Origin of the sequence: Klebsiella sp. M5al, from assembly GCF_002090195.1 — a bacterium.
Classification (GTDB): domain Bacteria; phylum Pseudomonadota; class Gammaproteobacteria; order Enterobacterales; family Enterobacteriaceae; genus Klebsiella; species Klebsiella grimontii.
This window is the reverse complement of record NZ_CP020657.1, coordinates 1,565,510-1,581,375: the sequence shown is the minus strand read 5'-3', so window position 1 is coordinate 1,581,375 and position 15,866 is coordinate 1,565,510. Positions and strand designations below refer to the sequence as shown.

The 15,866-nt window shown below is 56.1% G+C and carries 16 protein-coding genes; 11 read left to right on the top strand and 5 right to left on the bottom strand.

Translation table 11 applies throughout. The annotated features are described in order from the left end of the window. The first annotated feature begins 65 nt into the window (after positions 1-65). Complete coding sequence (locus tag BWI76_RS07490; RefSeq protein ID WP_004135363.1) at positions 66-314, top strand: DUF1158 domain-containing protein; 249 nt, start codon at positions 66-68, stop codon at positions 312-314. On the opposite strand, the gene BWI76_RS07485 is transcribed toward BWI76_RS07490, so the two are convergent. After that, entirely contained in the window at positions 243-1,865 is a 1,623-nt protein-coding gene (locus BWI76_RS07485) for an alpha/beta hydrolase (RefSeq protein WP_004135361.1), read from the bottom strand. The two genes, BWI76_RS07490 and BWI76_RS07485, sit on opposite strands and share 72 nt — an antisense overlap. A gap of 153 nt (positions 1,866-2,018) precedes the next feature. Here BWI76_RS07485 and BWI76_RS07480 point away from each other — a divergent pair, with 153 nt between their 5' ends. Next, positions 2,019-4,163, top strand: a complete 2,145-nt coding sequence (locus BWI76_RS07480) for a TonB-dependent siderophore receptor (RefSeq protein ID WP_004135359.1) — start codon at positions 2,019-2,021, stop codon at positions 4,161-4,163. A 36-nt stretch (positions 4,164-4,199) separates the two neighbouring features. Here BWI76_RS07480 and BWI76_RS07475 read toward each other — a convergent pair whose 3' ends face one another. Beyond that, the gene (locus BWI76_RS07475) at positions 4,200-4,541 is read right to left on the bottom strand and encodes a RamA family antibiotic efflux transcriptional regulator (protein ID WP_004130221.1); all 342 of its coding nucleotides are present in this window, start codon (positions 4,539-4,541) and stop codon (positions 4,200-4,202) included. A 32-nt stretch (positions 4,542-4,573) separates the two neighbouring features. Next, positions 4,574-5,674 (bottom strand): MBL fold metallo-hydrolase, encoded by a 1,101-nt coding sequence (locus BWI76_RS07470; protein ID WP_004135356.1) that lies wholly within the window; start codon positions 5,672-5,674, stop codon positions 4,574-4,576. Between the two features lie 190 nt (positions 5,675-5,864). Between BWI76_RS07470 and BWI76_RS07465 the strand changes: the two genes are divergently transcribed. The 3 genes from BWI76_RS07465 (at position 5,865) to nfsB (ending at position 7,586) form a co-directional block, all read left to right on the top strand. Beyond that, positions 5,865-6,446, top strand: a complete 582-nt coding sequence (locus BWI76_RS07465; protein ID WP_004135355.1) for a TetR/AcrR family transcriptional regulator — start codon at positions 5,865-5,867, stop codon at positions 6,444-6,446. Then, positions 6,446-6,814, top strand: coding sequence for an MmcQ/YjbR family DNA-binding protein (locus BWI76_RS07460; protein ID WP_004135353.1), 369 nt, complete (start codon positions 6,446-6,448; stop codon positions 6,812-6,814). The genes BWI76_RS07465 and BWI76_RS07460 overlap by 1 nt, the downstream gene beginning before the upstream one ends. A gap of 118 nt (positions 6,815-6,932) precedes the next feature. Further along, on the top strand, positions 6,933-7,586 hold the full coding sequence (nfsB, locus tag BWI76_RS07455; RefSeq protein ID WP_004135351.1) for an oxygen-insensitive NAD(P)H nitroreductase: 654 nt from the start codon (positions 6,933-6,935) through the stop codon (positions 7,584-7,586). Between the two features lie 265 nt (positions 7,587-7,851). Here nfsB and BWI76_RS07450 read toward each other — a convergent pair whose 3' ends face one another. Further along, positions 7,852-8,718, bottom strand: coding sequence for a helix-turn-helix transcriptional regulator (locus tag BWI76_RS07450; RefSeq protein ID WP_004135348.1), 867 nt, complete (start codon positions 8,716-8,718; stop codon positions 7,852-7,854). 109 nt (positions 8,719-8,827) lie between these two features. On the opposite strand from BWI76_RS07450, the gene BWI76_RS07445 reads away from it, so the two are divergent. After that, the gene (locus tag BWI76_RS07445; RefSeq protein WP_024358875.1) at positions 8,828-10,255 is read left to right on the top strand and encodes an MFS transporter; all 1,428 of its coding nucleotides are present in this window, start codon (positions 8,828-8,830) and stop codon (positions 10,253-10,255) included. A gap of 76 nt (positions 10,256-10,331) precedes the next feature. Then, entirely contained in the window at positions 10,332-11,576 is a 1,245-nt protein-coding gene (locus BWI76_RS07440) for a mechanosensitive ion channel family protein (RefSeq protein WP_049087492.1), read from the top strand. A 5-nt stretch (positions 11,577-11,581) separates the two neighbouring features. Here BWI76_RS07440 and BWI76_RS07435 read toward each other — a convergent pair whose 3' ends face one another. Further along, positions 11,582-12,562, bottom strand: a complete 981-nt coding sequence (locus BWI76_RS07435) for a LacI family DNA-binding transcriptional regulator (protein ID WP_024358877.1) — start codon at positions 12,560-12,562, stop codon at positions 11,582-11,584. 211 nt (positions 12,563-12,773) lie between these two features. Between BWI76_RS07435 and BWI76_RS07430 the strand changes: the two genes are divergently transcribed. The 4 genes from BWI76_RS07430 to BWI76_RS07415 all read left to right on the top strand — a co-directional run bounded on the left by BWI76_RS07430 (position 12,774) and on the right by BWI76_RS07415 (position 15,862). Continuing rightward, positions 12,774-13,172 (top strand): NUDIX hydrolase, encoded by a 399-nt coding sequence (locus BWI76_RS07430; protein ID WP_024358878.1) that lies wholly within the window; start codon positions 12,774-12,776, stop codon positions 13,170-13,172. Between the two features lie 681 nt (positions 13,173-13,853). Further along, positions 13,854-14,471, top strand: coding sequence for a LuxR C-terminal-related transcriptional regulator (locus BWI76_RS07425; RefSeq protein ID WP_004135339.1), 618 nt, complete (start codon positions 13,854-13,856; stop codon positions 14,469-14,471). Between the two features lie 70 nt (positions 14,472-14,541). Then, complete coding sequence (gene ecpA / locus BWI76_RS07420) at positions 14,542-15,120, top strand: common pilus major fimbrillin subunit EcpA (protein WP_064371460.1); 579 nt, start codon at positions 14,542-14,544, stop codon at positions 15,118-15,120. Positions 15,121-15,184: 64 nt separating this feature from the next. Then, positions 15,185-15,862 carry a hypothetical protein gene (locus BWI76_RS07415; protein WP_049087495.1) on the top strand — a complete coding sequence of 226 codons (678 nt, stop codon included), beginning with the start codon at positions 15,185-15,187 and terminating at the stop codon, positions 15,860-15,862. Positions 15,863-15,866: the final 4 nt, after the last annotated feature.

Sequence of the window (15,866 nt, the reverse complement as noted above, 5' to 3'; positions counted from 1 at the left end):
GAAACGATATTGCATTGATTCTCTTTTTACCGGACAATATGTTTTTAACTGATGATTAACAAATAATGAAACATCCGCTAGAAACGCTCCTCAGCGCCGCCGGCATTTTGCTGCTGGCTTTGCTCTCCTGCCTGCTGCTGCCGGCGCCCTCGCTGGGCCTGACGCTGGCGCAAAAGCTGGTGGCGACATTCCATCTGATGGATCTCAACCAGCTTTATACCCTGATCTTTTGCCTGTGGTTTTTAGCGCTGGGCGCGGTTGAATATCTGCTGCTGCGCTGGGTCTGGCGTCGCTGGTTTTCCGTTGAGCGCTAGGCCGGTCAGGTCACGCATGCCGCTGATCAGCGCTTCGCACCAGGCGGCGTAATCGTGGCCGCTGGAGGAGGGGTGGAAGCTCACCGTATAGCCCTTCTCTTTGAGCACCTGCTCAAATTCAAGCGTATTGGCATAAATGCCGCCGTCCGGCCCGTTGGTTTCGAATTTCCCCGCCTGCAGCCAGAAGCGCACCGGATAGCGCGGCGACTGCTGGTACTGGCGGGTCAGCCAGCTGGCCTCCTCCCCTTGCGGCGCCCACCAGTATGACCCGGACAGGCTCAATACGTTGCCAAACTGTCGCGGATAGCGCAGCGCTACCCAGGACGCGGCCAGCCCGCCGTAGCTGGAGCCGGCGACCACGGTTTTTTGCCGACTCAGGCTGAGTCCCTGGCGGCGCAGCCACGGCAGCAGCTCATGGGCCATAAAATCGGCGAAGTGCGGATTTGGCGGCAGCTCCTTCGCCCGTCGCGGATGATCGAGACTATCGATAAACACCACGTTGATCGGCGGCAGCCGATGGCTGGCGATCAGGGCATCCAGCACGTTGGCGAGGCGGTACTCGTGCTGGTAAGTTTTGCCGTCAAAGAGCAGTAGGGTCCAGCGCGCGGGCTGCGGCAACCGCGGGCGATAAATCAGCACTTCCCGCGTATTTTGCAGAAAGTCGCTGCGCAGCTGATGGCGGGTTAAGGTTCCGTAGCGGAGCGGCTGCGCCATCCGCTGGGCGGTGCAAAAACGCGCGGCGTTGAGGGCCAGCAGAGAGTAGCGATTCCAGCGGTCGTGGGCGGCATTGACGCTGTTCGGGTTGAGCGGGTCAGCCTGGGCGCTGACCAAAATCGCCCGCCGCTGCTCCCGCGCGCTGCCGGTTACCTGCGGCACGTCCGGGGCCAGCTTATACTGCATGAGGGTATCGGCGGGCACCACGTAGCTGCGAAACCAGACGTCAGAATCGCCGAGGCGAAACAGCGGATCGTGCTCCCCCGCCGGCGAACCCAGAATAAACACGTTGCGGCTCGCCCCGCGCCACAGGAAAGTTACCCGCTTATGGCCGGCGTCCACCGGTTCCACCATTGGCGTCCCTTCCCGCTCGAGCTCCTGCCAGAAATGCGCCGTTGAACCTCCCGCCGCCAGTTCACGCTTCAGCCGCTGCAGGCGCGGGCTGACCGGATCCAGCGGCTGAATTTTGGCCAGCGCGGTGGTTTCCCGCATCTGCCACTGAAAGCGCCAGCGCGCACCTTCTTCGCCGTGCAGCACCAGCGATGAGGCGCGGTGTACCGGCAGAGAAAACAGCAGGGTTTGCTCGCCGTCCGCCGGACCGCCCGCCAGCAGCGTGCGCAGACGGCGGTTATTGTCATCCAGCAGTCGGGCATCGGTGACGCCGGAGAGGGTCGCCGCGACGTAGTTCTCGCCCAATGTCGGCAGGTCAAAACAGACCTCGCCGCTGGCGTCGAATTTCCCCTGTAGTTCACCCTGTAACGAGGGAGATTCGCAGTTCATTGCCGCCGCCGGTAGGGTACTCATGCCAATCAGCAGGCCGCTCCACGCCGTCTTCATTAGCCGAAATTTCCTTGTAAGAATTTGTTAATAACGCTAATGCAAATAATAACTATTTGCAATAACATTAACGCCGTTAATGATAGGCGTCGGTCGATTCCCCTCGACGTGGGCGTTTTTTGATGGCGATTCAACCAAGGATAAAAAATAAACATGTTTAAATATAATAAGATAACAGCTTTCTGGGCCGCGGGCGTGGCGGCATCTCTGTTTGGCGGGCTGGCGCTGGCGGCGGAGGAAACGATCGTCGTCACCGCCGGCAGCGGCGAGGATCCCACCGCGCCGCTGAAGGGAATCGTGGCGACAAAAACGCTGTCGGCAACAAAGACCGCCGCGGAGATCGTCAAAACGCCGCAGTCGGTATCGGTGGTCACCCGCGATCAAATGCGGGCGCTGGACGTCACCTCGGTTTCCCAGGCGCTGCGCTATAGCGCGGGCGTTTTTACCGAATACCGAGGTTCATCTAACCGCAACGACGAGGTATTCGTACGCGGCTTCAGCTACGTGCCCAAATTCCTTGATGGCCTGAGCTACGGCGCCACCGCCTCGTCGCAAACCGGCACGTTCGACCCGTGGCTGCTGGAGCGCGTCGAGCTGGTGCGCGGCCCGGCCTCGGTGCTGTTTGGTCAGGTCAACCCCGGCGGGCTGATTAGCATGACCAGCAAACGACCGACCAGCCAGCCGATTCATGAGGTGCAGTTCCGTACCGGTAATAACCACCTCGCCGAAGGCGCTTTCGACGTTGGCGGTACGCTGAGCGATGACGGCCACCTGCTCTATCGCCTGAACGGGATCGCCCGCACCCAGAATAACCAGATCGATGACTATAAAGAGACGCGGATGGCTATCGCTCCCGCCCTCACCTGGTATCCTAATGACGCCACGCGCTTTACCCTGTTAACCAGCTATCAGAAAGACCCGGACGCCGGCTACCGTAACTTCCTGCCGCGTTACGGTACCGTGGAAAGCGTCGACGGCAGCTATATTCCGCGCGATTTTAACGTCAGCGATCCCAGCTACAACCAGTCGTGGCGTGAACAAACGATGATTGGCTATGAATTTGAGCACCAGCTCAACGATACCTTGACTCTGCGCCAGAATGCCCGCTACGCCACCATCAAACAGAAGTATCGCTACCTGGTTTACTCCACCAGCGCCGCCAACAGCTCGGTACTCTCCCGCCGCGCCCAGCATGAACAGCGCCAGACCGATGAGTTTGGCATCGATAACCAGCTTGAAGCGCAGTTCGCCAGCGGTCAGGTGGCGCATACGGTGATTGGCGGTGTGGATTACAAAACCAGTAAGGATAAGCAGTATCTTGGTCGGGCCGGCGGCTCGCAGTACGATATCGACTGGCGCAGCCCGAGCTACGGGGTTAACGTCGATGAAAGCGCCTTCAGTCCCGCCACTAATGAACAGCAAAATCTCGACCAGACCGGGGTGTATGTTCAGGATCAGCTGAGCTGGCGGAACTGGGAACTGTTAGTTTCCGGGCGCTACGACTGGGCGGAAGTGCGCACCACCGATTTTACCGACGCCAGCGGCACCCAGCAGAATGATAATAAGTTCACCTGGCGCACCGGCCTGCTGTACGCCTTTGATTCCGGTCTTTCCCCCTATATCAGCTACAGCACCTCCTTCGAACCTAACCTGCAAACCAACCGCGCACCGGGCGTCGGACCATTCGATCCCAGCGAAGGCAAACAGGTTGAGGTGGGTCTGAAATACCAGCCTGACCCAAACGCGTTGATGACCCTCGCGCTGTACGATCTGACGCAGAGCAACGTCGCGACCTACAACAGCGCGGCCGGGTGGTTTGAAAACAGCGGTAAAGTGCGCTCGAAAGGCGTTGAAGCCGAAGCGCACGCGACGGTTTTCGATAACCTCAATCTGATCGCGTCTTACACCTACACCGACGCGGAAACCGTCAATACCACCGTCGTCGGTACCGAAGGGAAAACGCCGGCACGCATTCCGACCCATATGGCTTCGGCGTTCACCAGCTATACCCTGCCGGACGGCGCGTTAAAAAGCCTGACCGCGGGCGTTGGCGTACGCTATATCGGCACCAGCTACGGCGATGCGAAAAACACGTTTAAGGTACCGGCAGTGGATCTGTACGACGCCATGGTCAGCTATGAGTTAGGCGAGCTGAATTCGAGCCTGAAAGGGGCGAAAGTGCAGTTCAACGTCAACAACCTCGCCAATACCAAATACGTGGCCTCCTGCGCCAGCGATAGCGCCTGCTTCTACGGCATTGGTCGGACGGTGACGGCGACGGTGAACTACGCCTGGTAAGAAAAACGTCCGCCGGTCTTCCCCCGGCGGACGCTTTCAGTGCGCGCGGCTGTGGTTTTCTTTACGGTAGGCGCCCGGCGGCAGGTTAAACGTGCGGGTGAAGATACGGGTAAAGGTTTGCTGCGAGTCAAAACCGTATTTCAGGCAAATATCGTAGACCCGCTGATCGGTATCGCGCAGATCGCGCGCCGCCAGCAGCAGCTTACGCTCGCGGATATAGCGCCCCAGACTCTCCCCTTTGTACTGTAAAAACAGCCGTTGCAAATGCCACTTCGAGTAACCGGCGTGGCGCGCAATATCGTCGATACGTAGCGGTTGATGCAAATTATCATCAATCCACTCGACGATAGTATCAATGACCTGAGCGGAAATAGTCATATGTCCTCTCTCCTCCTGAACCACTCTCATCGTTAGCGCCACCAGGCGTTAAATGATTGCGTTTTATCAGCGACCCAAACCGGCTCACCCAACATTGGCGTCAGCAGTCGCCACGGTCGCCCTGTGCTGGCCTCCGCCAGCCTTATGTACGGATCGTCCCATGTGTGTTTTGCCAGCACGAAGCGCCCGGCATGGCCCGGCAACACCGCGCGTGCGCGCACATCGTCAGCGGCTTGCGCCGTCTCTTCCGGCATCATGTGGATGTACTTCCAGTCCTGGTCATACTGACCGTTTTCCATGATCGCCAAATCCACCGCGCCAAACTGTTCGCCGATGGCTTTAAAGTGCGGGCCGTAGCCGCTGTCGCCGCTGTAGTAAATTTTCTGCTGCGGGGTGACGAACATGAAGCTGGCCCACAGGGTCTGGTTGCGCTTGAGGCCGCGGCCGGAAAAGTGGCGCGCCGGCAGGACGTGTACCGTCAGTTCATCGCTCACCGGCACCGCTTGATTCCAGTCCGCCTCGCGGATTATCGCGCTCTCCATTCCCCAGTAGCGCAGATGCGACCCGACGCCCAGCGGCGTCACCACCCGCTTGACCTTCGGCATCAGCGCTTTGATGGTGGCGTAATCGAGGTGGTCGTAATGATCGTGCGAGATAATCAGCAGGTCGATCTCCGGCATGCCCTCAGCGTGCCACGGGTAATCCCCGGCAAAGGCCTTATTAATAAACGAGAACGGCGCCGCATAGCGACTAAACACCGGGTCAATCAGGATGCGCTGGCCCGCCAGCTGCAGATACCACGAGGAGTGCCCCAGCCAGACCATCGCGTCCTGCCCTAACGGCAGGCTGGCCAGATCGGTGTTCACCAGCGGCAGCGGCTGGGCAGGTCTGGCGTTTTCCCGTTTGGCGACCAGAAACTCCCACCACGCGGCCAGCATATTTTTTTGCCCGGTAAACCCAGGCGTCGGAAGCTGATTGTGAAACTGGCCGTCGCGATAGTGCGGAGACTGCTCCACCAGGCTGAGCTGCGCGCCCTGCGGCGCCTGACCAAATCCGGCATTTAACACAAACGGCAAAGTTGTTGCTGACGCTAATAACATGATGGCGACCACGCTGAAAGTGACACGGTTCATATCCTGACCTGGCGAAATCCTCCTTCCTGGAGGTTTTAGTTATAAGGCTTGATTATGAGTGAGTAAGCACTCATTATTAGGAAGAAGCTGAAAGTCGTCAAGACGATTTTCAAATTTTGACAGACAGCGTTGCAGTGCCCATGTCAGGCATGCTTAGATCGTGGTTTTATCATGTGTGAGGTAAAGTGTAGTGGCTCGTCCTAAGAGTGAAGATAAAAAGCAAGCGTTACTGGAGGCCGCAACCGCCGCCTTTGCCCAATCGGGAATCGCCGCCTCAACCTCCGCCATCGCCCGCAGCGCCGGGGTTGCCGAGGGTACGCTGTTTCGCTACTTTGCCACCAAGGACGATCTGCTCAACGAGCTTTATCTGACCATAAAAGCGGATCTGGTTAAGACAATGATCGCCGGTCTCAACCCGAACGAGACCGAGTCGAAAGAGAACACGCGCAATATCTGGAACAGCTATATCGGCTGGGGCGTGCGTAATCCCATGGAGCATAAAGCGATTCGCCGGATGGCGCTGAGTGAAAGGATCACCGACGAAACCCGCAACCGCGTCAAAGAGATGTTTCCCGAGCTCAATGAACTCTGCCAGCGTTCAATCAAGCCCGTTTTTCAATCCGAAGAATACCGCACCTTTGGCGATGCGCTGTTTCTTTCGCTGGCCGAAACCACCATTGAATACGCCTGCCATGAGCCGGAGCGCGCCGTACGTTTTGTCGAGCTGGGCTTTGAAGCGATGTGGCAGGCGCTTGCCGAGGACAATCGCTGATGGACCACCGCTCGCTGCATGACCACGCGCATCGTATCGCGCTGGAGCTCCCCTTTACCGAGCACTGCTGGCCGTTTGGCCCGGAGTACGATGTGTTTAAAGTCGGCGGGCGGATTTTTATGCTGACCGCGACGGTTCGCGGCCGCGCGCTGGTCAACCTGAAGTGCGATCCGCAGAAATCACTGCTTCATCAGGCGATTTACCGCAGCATCGAGCCCGGCTATCACATGAACAAAAAGCACTGGATCACCGTGGTTCCCGGCGAAGATATCAGCGTAGATCTGCTGGCGGAGCTGATCGATGATTCGTGGAACCTGATCGTCGATAAACTCAGTAAAAAAGAGCAGCAGCGGCTGCGCCCGCGGTGATTTTCAGCGCTGCGCGATAAGTGTTATCGCATTTTTGCCCCTTATCTTTTTTCCGTCATCGCTGTACTCTTCCTTCACGAAACGCACCCGCAAGGGGTTGTAAACAGTGAGGAAGAGTATGGATATCGTATCGGTTGCCTTAAAGCGCTACTCCACAAAGGCATTTGACGCCACTAAAAAGCTGACTGCCGAGCAGGCGGAAAACCTGAAAACGCTGCTGCAGTACAGCCCGTCAAGCACCAACTCCCAGCCGTGGCACTTTATCGTTGCCAGCAGCGATGCAGGTAAAGCGCGCGTCGCCAAAGCGGCAAGCGGCACCTACGTGTTTAACGAACGTAAAATTCTCGATGCCTCCCACGTAGTGGTTTTCTGCGCCAAAACCGCAATGGATGACGCCTGGCTTGAGCGCGTGGTCGATCAGGAAGAGGCCGATGGCCGCTTTGCGAACGCCGAAGCCAAAGCCGCGAACCACAAAGGCCGTACCTTCTTTGCCGATATGCACCGCAAAGAGCTGCACGACGACGACCAGTGGATGGCGAAGCAGGTTTATCTCAACGTCGGCAACTTCCTGCTTGGCGTCGCGGCCATGGGTCTGGACGCCGTGCCGATTGAAGGCGTCGATTTCGCGATTCTCGATGCCGAATTCGACCTGAAAGCCCAGGGCTACACCAGCCTGGTGGTGGTGCCGGTCGGCCATCATAGCGTCGAAGACTTCAACGCCGCCCTGCCGAAGTCACGCCTGCCGCAGGCGACGACGATTACCGAGATTTAATTCTCTGCTTTTCTTTTACGTCAGGATAATCCCCGGATTGCCGCTGTCGCCTTATCCGGGCTACAAAATTACACACTGTGGGAACCCGTAGCCCGGGCAAGGCGCATCAAGCGCCGCCCCCGGGAATAGCCCGCAGTATTTTGCAGCGAGGATACCCCCACGTGCCAGATGCGCTCCGCATAGCGACCAATGGCCGCCAGGCGTTGAGCGTACGCTGAATAATGCGCTGCTCTTTTCGGACCACGTTCATAGGCATTCCCTGTCGTTAATGTTTATCCAGCCACGCCAGCGCCTGCTCGCCCGTTTCATCCATCGGCAAATAGACCAGCAGGCGCGAACCGTTGCGCGGGGCCGAGTACCAGTACATCTGCTGCAGGCTGAAGCGGCCGAGCTGCGGATGGTTAAAGTGTTTCACCTGATTTTCCACCCCGCGCACCTCATAGCGCTGATGCCAGAGGGACTCGAACTCCGCCGACGCGGCGAAAAAGCGCGCCAGCTTATTTTCCCACAGCGGATCGCCGCGGTGCTCCGCCATCGCCGCGCGGAAATAGGAGACAAACGTCGCCAGCACGTCGCGATTCTCGATGCGGCTGCGCCAGGTTTCATTAGTCAGGTACAGATAAATGCAGTTGCGATCTTCCTCCGGGATGGTGGCGAAATCGATACCCATCAGGCGGCAGAAGCTGTCGTTCCAGGCCACAATATCAAAGCCGGGATTCTGAATACTGGCGGGCTGCGGCATCAGGCTATCGAGCATCCGCCGGGTGCCGGGGCTGATGCCTTCGCATACCGTCACCTGAGTGGCCTCAGGCGGAGTCAGCCCGGCCAGCACAAACAGATGCCGGGTCTCAAGCGGGCTGCACTGCAGCGCATTCGCCACCCCTACCAGCACCGCCGCCGACGGATTGACCTCCCGCCCCTGCTCCAGCCAGGTGTACCAGGTGACGCCGACGTCCGCCAGCATCGCCACCTCTTCCCGCCGCAGGCCCGGCGTGCGCCGCCGGCCAACGCGGGGCAACCCCAGGCGCTGCGGGTCGAGGCTCTCGCGGCGGGCGCGCAGAAACGCCCCCAGCTGTTTGCGGCCGTCATCGGGCGCGGCGAGGGTCATTTCACGTTGCGGCATGGTCGTCATAAAACCTCCAGCATGGTAGTACCAATACCAGTATAAGCAGGAACTGGTACCCGTTTAATTTATCGGTGATGCTACGGCTATCCGCTGAATGACGCAATGGAGAGATCCGATGAATTCGTCTGCTGTTTCACCCGGCCGCGCCGGTTTATTCCTTCTGTTGACCGGCCAGATGCTGCCGCTGATCGATACCTCGATCGCCAACGTCGCGCTGGACTCCATTACCCAATCGCTTAACGCCAGCGCCACTCAGCTGGAGCTGATCGTCGCGCTGTACGGCGTCGCCTTTGCCGTCTGCCTGGCGATGGGCAGCAAGCTTGGCGACAACTATGGCCGCCGTCGCCTGTTTATGTGGGGCGTGGCGATGTTTGGCGTCGCCTCCCTGCTGTGCGGGATGGCGAACTCCATCAATACGCTGCTGGCGGCGCGCGTGGTGCAAGGGGCCGGTGCGGCGCTGATCGTGCCGCAAATCCTCGCCACCTTGCATGTCACCCTGAAAGGCACCGCCCACGCCCGGGCCATCAGCCTGTACGGCGGCATTGGCGGTATCGCCTTTATCGTCGGCCAGATGGGCGGCGGCTGGCTGGTGTCGGCGGATATCGCCGGTTTAGGCTGGCGCAACGCCTTCTTTATTAACGTGCCGATCTGCCTGCTGGTGCTGGCCTTCAGTCCGCGATACGTCCCGGAGACGCGGCGCGAAGCGCATTCGCGCATCGACTGGCAGGGCACCTTTAGCCTTGCGCTGATCCTCTGCTGCCTGCTGTTTCCGATGGCGCTGGGGCCGGAACTGCACTGGCCGTGGACGCTGCAGCTGATGCTGGCTGCGGTGCTGCCGCTGCTGATCTGGATGCGGGCCAGCGCGCTGGGCAAACAGCAGCGCGGCGAGCAGCCGCTTTTGCCGCCTCGCCTGTTGAAGCTCACCAGCATTCGCTTTGGCATGGCCATCGCCCTGCTCTTTTTCAGCGCCTGGTCCGCGTTCATGTTCTGCATGGCGCTGACCATGCAGGCCGGTCTGGGGATGGCGCCGTGGCAGTCCGGCAACAGCTTTATCGCCCTCGGCGTGGCCTACTTCATCTCCGCGCTGTACGCGCCGAAACTGATAGCCCGCTATAGCATGGGACGCATTTTGCTGACTGGTCTGGCGGTGCAGATTGTCGGCCTGCTGCTGCTGAGCGCGACCTTTTATCGCCTCGGTATCCACACCACCACCCTGGCGCTGGTCCCGTCCACGGCGCTTATCGGCTACGGGCAGGCCCTGATCGTCAATAGTTTTTACCGTATCGGGATGCGCGATATCAGCGCCTGCGACGCCGGAGCCGGGAGCGCGATTCTCAGCACTCTGCAACAGGCGACGCTGGGTCTGGGTCCGGCGATTCTCGGCTCGCTATTCTTAGCTCTTGCCCAGCGCAGCGGCGGCGACTATCCGCGGGCGCTGATCGATTTCCTCGCGGTGGAAGTGGTGATGATGCTGGTACTGGGCGCCATCGCGCTATGGCTACGCCACCACCTTAACGTCCGCCCGGCGGTCGCGACCTCATAATCACATCCGCGTAACCTGCAATTTGCATAATAGACATCCAGCGGTCATCATAACCGCTGGATGTAAAGGAGACGTTATGCAGGAATTAATATCGCAAATCGCCGCATTAGGCATCAAAATTACCGCCACGACCTCACTCATTATTATCTTCGGCATTATTTTTCTGACGGCGATTGTCGTTCACCTTATTCTGCACAAAGTGGTGCTGCGTACCTTCGAAAAGCGGGCGCAGGCCAGCAGCCACCTGTGGTTGCAAATTATTACCCAGAACAAACTGTTTCATCGTCTGGCCTTCACCCTACAGGGGATTATCGTCAACGTGCAGGCGGTGTTGTGGCTGCAAAAAGGCAGCGAGGCGGCGGAAATCCTCACCACCTGCGCCCAGCTGTGGGTAATGATCTACGCGATGCTGTCCTTCTTCTCGCTGCTGGACGTGGTGTTCAATTTATCGCAGAAATTCGCCACCGCCTCTCAGCTGCCGCTTAAAGGCATATTTCAGGGAATTAAGCTGGTCTGCGCGATTATTGTCGGCATTCTGGTCATCTCCTTACTGATTGGCCAGTCGCCGGCGATTCTGATTAGCGGCCTCGGCGCGATGGCCGCGGTACTGATGCTGGTGTTCAAAGACCCGATTCTCGGCCTGGTCGCTGGGATCCAGCTCTCCGCCAACGATATGCTCAAACTCGGCGACTGGCTGGAGATGCCGAAATATGGCGCCGACGGCGCGGTGATCGACATCGGGCTGACCACGGTGAAGGTGCGCAACTGGGATAACACCATCACCACTATTCCCACCTGGTCGTTGGTTTCCGACTCGTTTAAAAACTGGAGCGGTATGTCGGCCTCCGGCGGTCGCCGCATTAAGCGCAGCCTGAATATCGATACCACCAGCATTCATTTTCTCGATGAACAGGAGCAGCAGCGCTTAATTCAGGCCCGGCTGCTGAAGCCGTATATGGATTCGCGTCATCAGGAAATCAGCCTGTGGAACCAGCAGAACGCCGCCGATCAATCGATATTGAATCAGCGCAAGATGACCAATATCGGCACCTTCCGCGCGTATTTGCAGGAATATTTGCGTAATCATCCGCGCATCCGCAAAGATATGACGCTAATGGTTCGCCAGCTGGCACCGGACGCCAACGGTTTGCCGATTGAGATCTATTGCTTCACCAACACGGTAGTGTGGGCAGAGTATGAGAGCATCCAGGCGGATATTTTCGACCACGTATTTGCGGTGGTTGACGAATTCGGCTTGCGGATCCATCAGTCCCCCACCGGCAACGATATTCGTTCGCTGGCGGGCGCGTTTACTCAGTAATATCCTCAGGCACTGGCGCGGGAAATGACGCGCCAGTCCATCATCACCCGCTCAACCGCAGCGTCGGGATTATCGATCCTTTTCATTAATAACGTCACGGCGGTACGGCCAATTTCGCGTGAAGGCTGTTCCACGGTGGTCAACTGCGGCGATACCACTTCGGCCAGTTCGGTGCCATCAAAGCCGACCACCGCGATATCTTCCGGTACCCGCAGCCCGGCCTGCGCAATGGCCCGCAGCGCGCCCGCCGCCAGCGAATCGGAAACCGCAAACACCGCATCCGGCTTCTCTTCCTGAGCCAGCAGCGTCTCCATCGCCTTTGTACCGGCTGCGGCGCTTAAGTCGCTGGCGTAGATCACCTGCTGATAGTCCAGCTCGCGAACGTGCAGCACGCTTTTATAGCCGCGCTCGCGCAGACGGGAATAGCGGTAGCTGAGATCGTGGTTGATTAAAGCAATGCGTCTGCGCCCGCCGTCGACCAGCCGGGAAACGGCGCCCTGCGCCGCGTCGACGTCGTTGATGCCGACGCAGGAGATACTGCCGTTATCGGCGTATTCCGCGCACTGAACCCAGGGCGCGTCGCCGATCATGGTGGTCAGTTCCGGCAGGCTGGAGAGCGCGTTCATGGTGATGATGCCGTCGACCATTTTGCCGGAAAGCAGCTGCAGGCCCGAGGTGGAACGGGCTAAATCCGAACCGGAATTACACAGCAGGATCCGGTAGCCGTTCTTTTCCGCCTCTTCTTCAATACCCTTGACCACTTCGGCGCAAAAGGGGTTGGCGATATTCGAGACCATCACCAGAATCATATTGCTGCGGGCCGTTCGCAGCTGGCGGGCCAGCAAATTCGGCTGGTAGTTACTCTCTTTGATCGCCTGCAGCACACGTTCGCGATTCTTCGCTTTCACGGTATCGCTGTTATTCAATACCCGCGATACCGTCGCCACCGAGACGCCCGCCAGACGAGCGATTTTCTGAATTGACATAGAGGCTGCACTTCCCGCATAGACGTTATATTTCGCAGGCTATCATAAATGAGCGCCGTCCGCGCCGTCAGCAGGTTTTGCAAGAATCGACGGGATTGATTAGCACGCTAAGGTCGCTATCATGATAGCGTCGGCGTTGTTTCGCGAGAGGCGAAACGTACGCTGGCCGTTGAACGTCATCGGCATATAACTGGGGTATCTCTTGAACACCATAAAAAATATTCACATCGCGGCGGCAATGATCACCGACGGTCAAGGACGCTGTCTCTTAGTACGCAAACGAGGGACGGAATACTTTATGCAGCCTGGGGGAAAGCCTGAAATCGGGGAAGCCTCGGAGGCGGCGCTGATCCGCGAGCTCGAAGAGGAGCTCAACTTCCTCGTCTCACCTGAAGAACTGGTTCCGGTAGGCCGCTTCACCGATACGGCGGCAAACGAGCCGGGCCATACGCTCTCTGCGGATATCTTTCAAATAGCAACCAACAGAGCGAGCTTTACACCGACGGCAGAAATAGAAGAAGTTATCTGGTATACGCCGGGACAGGATCGGCATATTAAGCTTGCTCCTCTTACCGAGAATCACCTGCTTCCTCTGCTGAAAAAGGCGTAAGCGCCCGGGGCGCATCGAAAGTCTTGGTTCATTTGTCTGCAAGCCAAAATCCATGGTGCCGTCGTTCCGGTGGCGTTGCGGCGGCCTGCAGGCAGAGCCAGTTCAGGCTGAAGGGCCCCACTTCCACAAGAAAAATTTGTCCGCATCTTCCGGTTAAGATTTAGCACATCCTGCTGATTCACCTCCCTTCAAACTGCGACGCGTTTTAGCTCTTAAAAACGCCCCATTTTGTACGCCAGATCATATTTCGCCAGACAATCCTTTCCCCCACAATCCAAAATATCGCAACTTTCCCTTACAAAAATAAGGTCATTACAGAATAACCTCCACGAAATAAAACAAAATAAAAACACAAAATTAACAAACAGCGATGAGATAGCGTTTTTTTTGACTTATTGTGCTGTTTTTTTTTAACCAATTCTCCCCGATTCAGCGAGAAAATTCCTGGTAACTATGGATTATTCTTAAAGAGAGATCGACATAAAATTCTGTATCTTAAGATTTTTCTTATTCATAATAGTAGGTTAGTATAAATCCAGACAATTTTTGGACTTAAGAATTTACACATTTTTCATCTATATAACTCTCCAGAAATTAAAGTTGTCACATTTATTAACTAGCCATAATATAGCCACATCATTGAACGATAGGGTAAGGCAATATAGGGAAATAAATCGACATATGCTTCCGCAGAAATATGAGAAGGTATACTGCATAAGCTGTCAGTATCAGTGCGAAATCTATCCACGACCTACGATAAAATCGATTAACTGCACTGAAACTCACTATTGCGTATGGCCTGATAAAAATATCTATTTAAAAAATGGTGTGCATTGTTTTTTAATTAACAAGCACTACAACTTCTCTAATTCTGGATATATTTTTGTTGATTTTTCTCGCTACAACATCAGATTATTCACCAATAATAAATGGATTGAATATCTGCTCAAAACAGGCTTGCGGGTAATTTTGATTGCCGACAGATTAGCGCAGCCGCTGGCGCTGTACTGGAAACACCGCTGTCAGCAGATAATTTCGATTATCAATACCGGCGATACTCGAGATGAGATTGAAAAGAAAATACAGCTTTCGTTTCTCGGTCAAAGAGATGCTCGAGGTTACCGTCAAAAACTTAGCGATCAAGAGGTATTGGTACTCGATCATTTACTCGCAGAGAAGTCGGTTAAAGAGATAGCAAAAGAATTGCAGATGGCAGAAAAGAGAATTTACGCAATCAAGCTCAGCTTGCAGAATAAGATGGGAGGCAGAGGGAAGTTAAACATTATTCTATCTGGATAAAGTCATTATCAGTATTTGTAGCAATAACTCCATAAATGGAACTAACTTAATTATTCTCAGGAAATTTAAAATGAAAAAAATCGTATTAGCGGGTGTTGTGGCTGCGGCTCTTATCTCTTCCAACGCAATGGCTAACGTGACCACTTCCGCCACTGCCAGCTGGGATGCTAGCGCAACTAAAGACGTCACCAGCGCGCTGGTTGTCACTCCGCTGAAATCCCTGAACTTCCAGTACGCTGAAGGGATTAAAGCGTTTAACGCCCAGAAAGGCGCTTTTGACATCACCATCCAGGGCCAGTCTGGCGCGACTGACTTCACGCTGACCTCTCAAATCGTCAGCAACACCCTGAGCCGTACCACTGACGCCTCTACTCTGGCCGTCGGTGTGAGCTGGAACGGCAACGCGCTGAACAAAACCACCCCGGTAACGATGATTGATACCGCCAACAACATCTCCGCGGGTCTGGATGCGCTGGCAGTCGCGACCGCCTTCGCAGGCGCCGATCGCGTCAGCACTCAGGGTAACTTCGATTTCACTATCGACTCCGCGACTTCTGACGGCAGCACCGCCGCTGAGTTCAAAGATTTAACCGACGGTTACTGGAGCGGCGACGTTCGCGTTCAGTTCAATGCGGAATGGACTATCTAATCAGGTGTAGCCAACACCTGTCCGGTATGACAAGGAGGCTTCGGCCTCCTTATAAGGATGCGCCATGAAACTGAATCCATTATTACTCTCTCTCTTTTTATTCACCGTGACGCCCTCCTCCCATGCCATTAATGTCGGAGACGTCACCTCAATAATGGGGCCGGACGCCTCGACGCTGGCAAAAGAAATCATTAATACCACCGATACGGCACGTTACGTTAGCGTCAGCGTGGAGCGTATCTCATCGCCTATGGCCGGCGGCAAGGTTATCCCGATGGCGAGCAGATCGGAATTATTATCAACACCAGCCAGTCTGATATTACCTGGAAATGCTAAAGAGAACTTTCGTTTTTTTTACAAAGGACCTCAGGATAACCAGGAACGTTATTATCGCATATCCTGGACCGATGAGCCGGTGACCGAGTTTGAAGCCAATAAAAAGAAAAAACAGGGCGAGGCAACGACCTCGGCCATTATTGGTACGATTCTGGTGGTCGCGCCGCGTGAAGAAAGATTTGACTATCGTCGCGATAATGACACGGTAACCAATACCGGTAACGCTTCATTCCGCGTTATCTCCTACGGACCCTGTCGTGATAAAGCGAAGGATGAGGGGAAAGGCTGTCGTGAACGCTATTATGTCATGCCTGGTATCAGCGTAAAAATAAAGCATACCGATCTCACCAACAAAAAAACACGAATTGGAATATGGCACGGTGAGCAATATATAAATGTAAACTGAGTAA

What these genes read in the sequence shown, in the direction of transcription:
- BWI76_RS07485 (WP_004135361.1), bottom strand. Translation starts at nt 1,865, where the DNA reads ATGAAGACGGCGTGGAGCGGCCTGCTGATTGGCATGAGTACCCTACCG.
- BWI76_RS07480 (WP_004135359.1), top strand. Translation starts at nt 2,019, where the DNA reads ATGTTTAAATATAATAAGATAACAGCTTTCTGGGCCGCGGGCGTGGCG.
- BWI76_RS07415 (WP_049087495.1), top strand. Translation starts at nt 15,185, where the DNA reads ATGAAACTGAATCCATTATTACTCTCTCTCTTTTTATTCACCGTGACG.
- BWI76_RS07450 (WP_004135348.1), bottom strand. Translation starts at nt 8,718, where the DNA reads ATGACGACCATGCCGCAACGTGAAATGACCCTCGCCGCGCCCGATGAC.
- BWI76_RS07435 (WP_024358877.1), bottom strand. Translation starts at nt 12,562, where the DNA reads ATGTCAATTCAGAAAATCGCTCGTCTGGCGGGCGTCTCGGTGGCGACG.
- BWI76_RS07470 (WP_004135356.1), bottom strand. Translation starts at nt 5,674, where the DNA reads ATGAACCGTGTCACTTTCAGCGTGGTCGCCATCATGTTATTAGCGTCA.
- BWI76_RS07490 (WP_004135363.1), top strand. Translation starts at nt 66, where the DNA reads ATGAAACATCCGCTAGAAACGCTCCTCAGCGCCGCCGGCATTTTGCTG.
- BWI76_RS07475 (WP_004130221.1), bottom strand. Translation starts at nt 4,541, where the DNA reads ATGACTATTTCCGCTCAGGTCATTGATACTATCGTCGAGTGGATTGAT.
- BWI76_RS07445 (WP_024358875.1), top strand. Translation starts at nt 8,828, where the DNA reads ATGAATTCGTCTGCTGTTTCACCCGGCCGCGCCGGTTTATTCCTTCTG.
- BWI76_RS07440 (WP_049087492.1), top strand. Translation starts at nt 10,332, where the DNA reads ATGCAGGAATTAATATCGCAAATCGCCGCATTAGGCATCAAAATTACC.
- ecpA (WP_064371460.1), top strand. Translation starts at nt 14,542, where the DNA reads ATGAAAAAAATCGTATTAGCGGGTGTTGTGGCTGCGGCTCTTATCTCT.
- BWI76_RS07425 (WP_004135339.1), top strand. Translation starts at nt 13,854, where the DNA reads ATGCTTCCGCAGAAATATGAGAAGGTATACTGCATAAGCTGTCAGTAT.
- nfsB (WP_004135351.1), top strand. Translation starts at nt 6,933, where the DNA reads ATGGATATCGTATCGGTTGCCTTAAAGCGCTACTCCACAAAGGCATTT.
- BWI76_RS07460 (WP_004135353.1), top strand. Translation starts at nt 6,446, where the DNA reads ATGGACCACCGCTCGCTGCATGACCACGCGCATCGTATCGCGCTGGAG.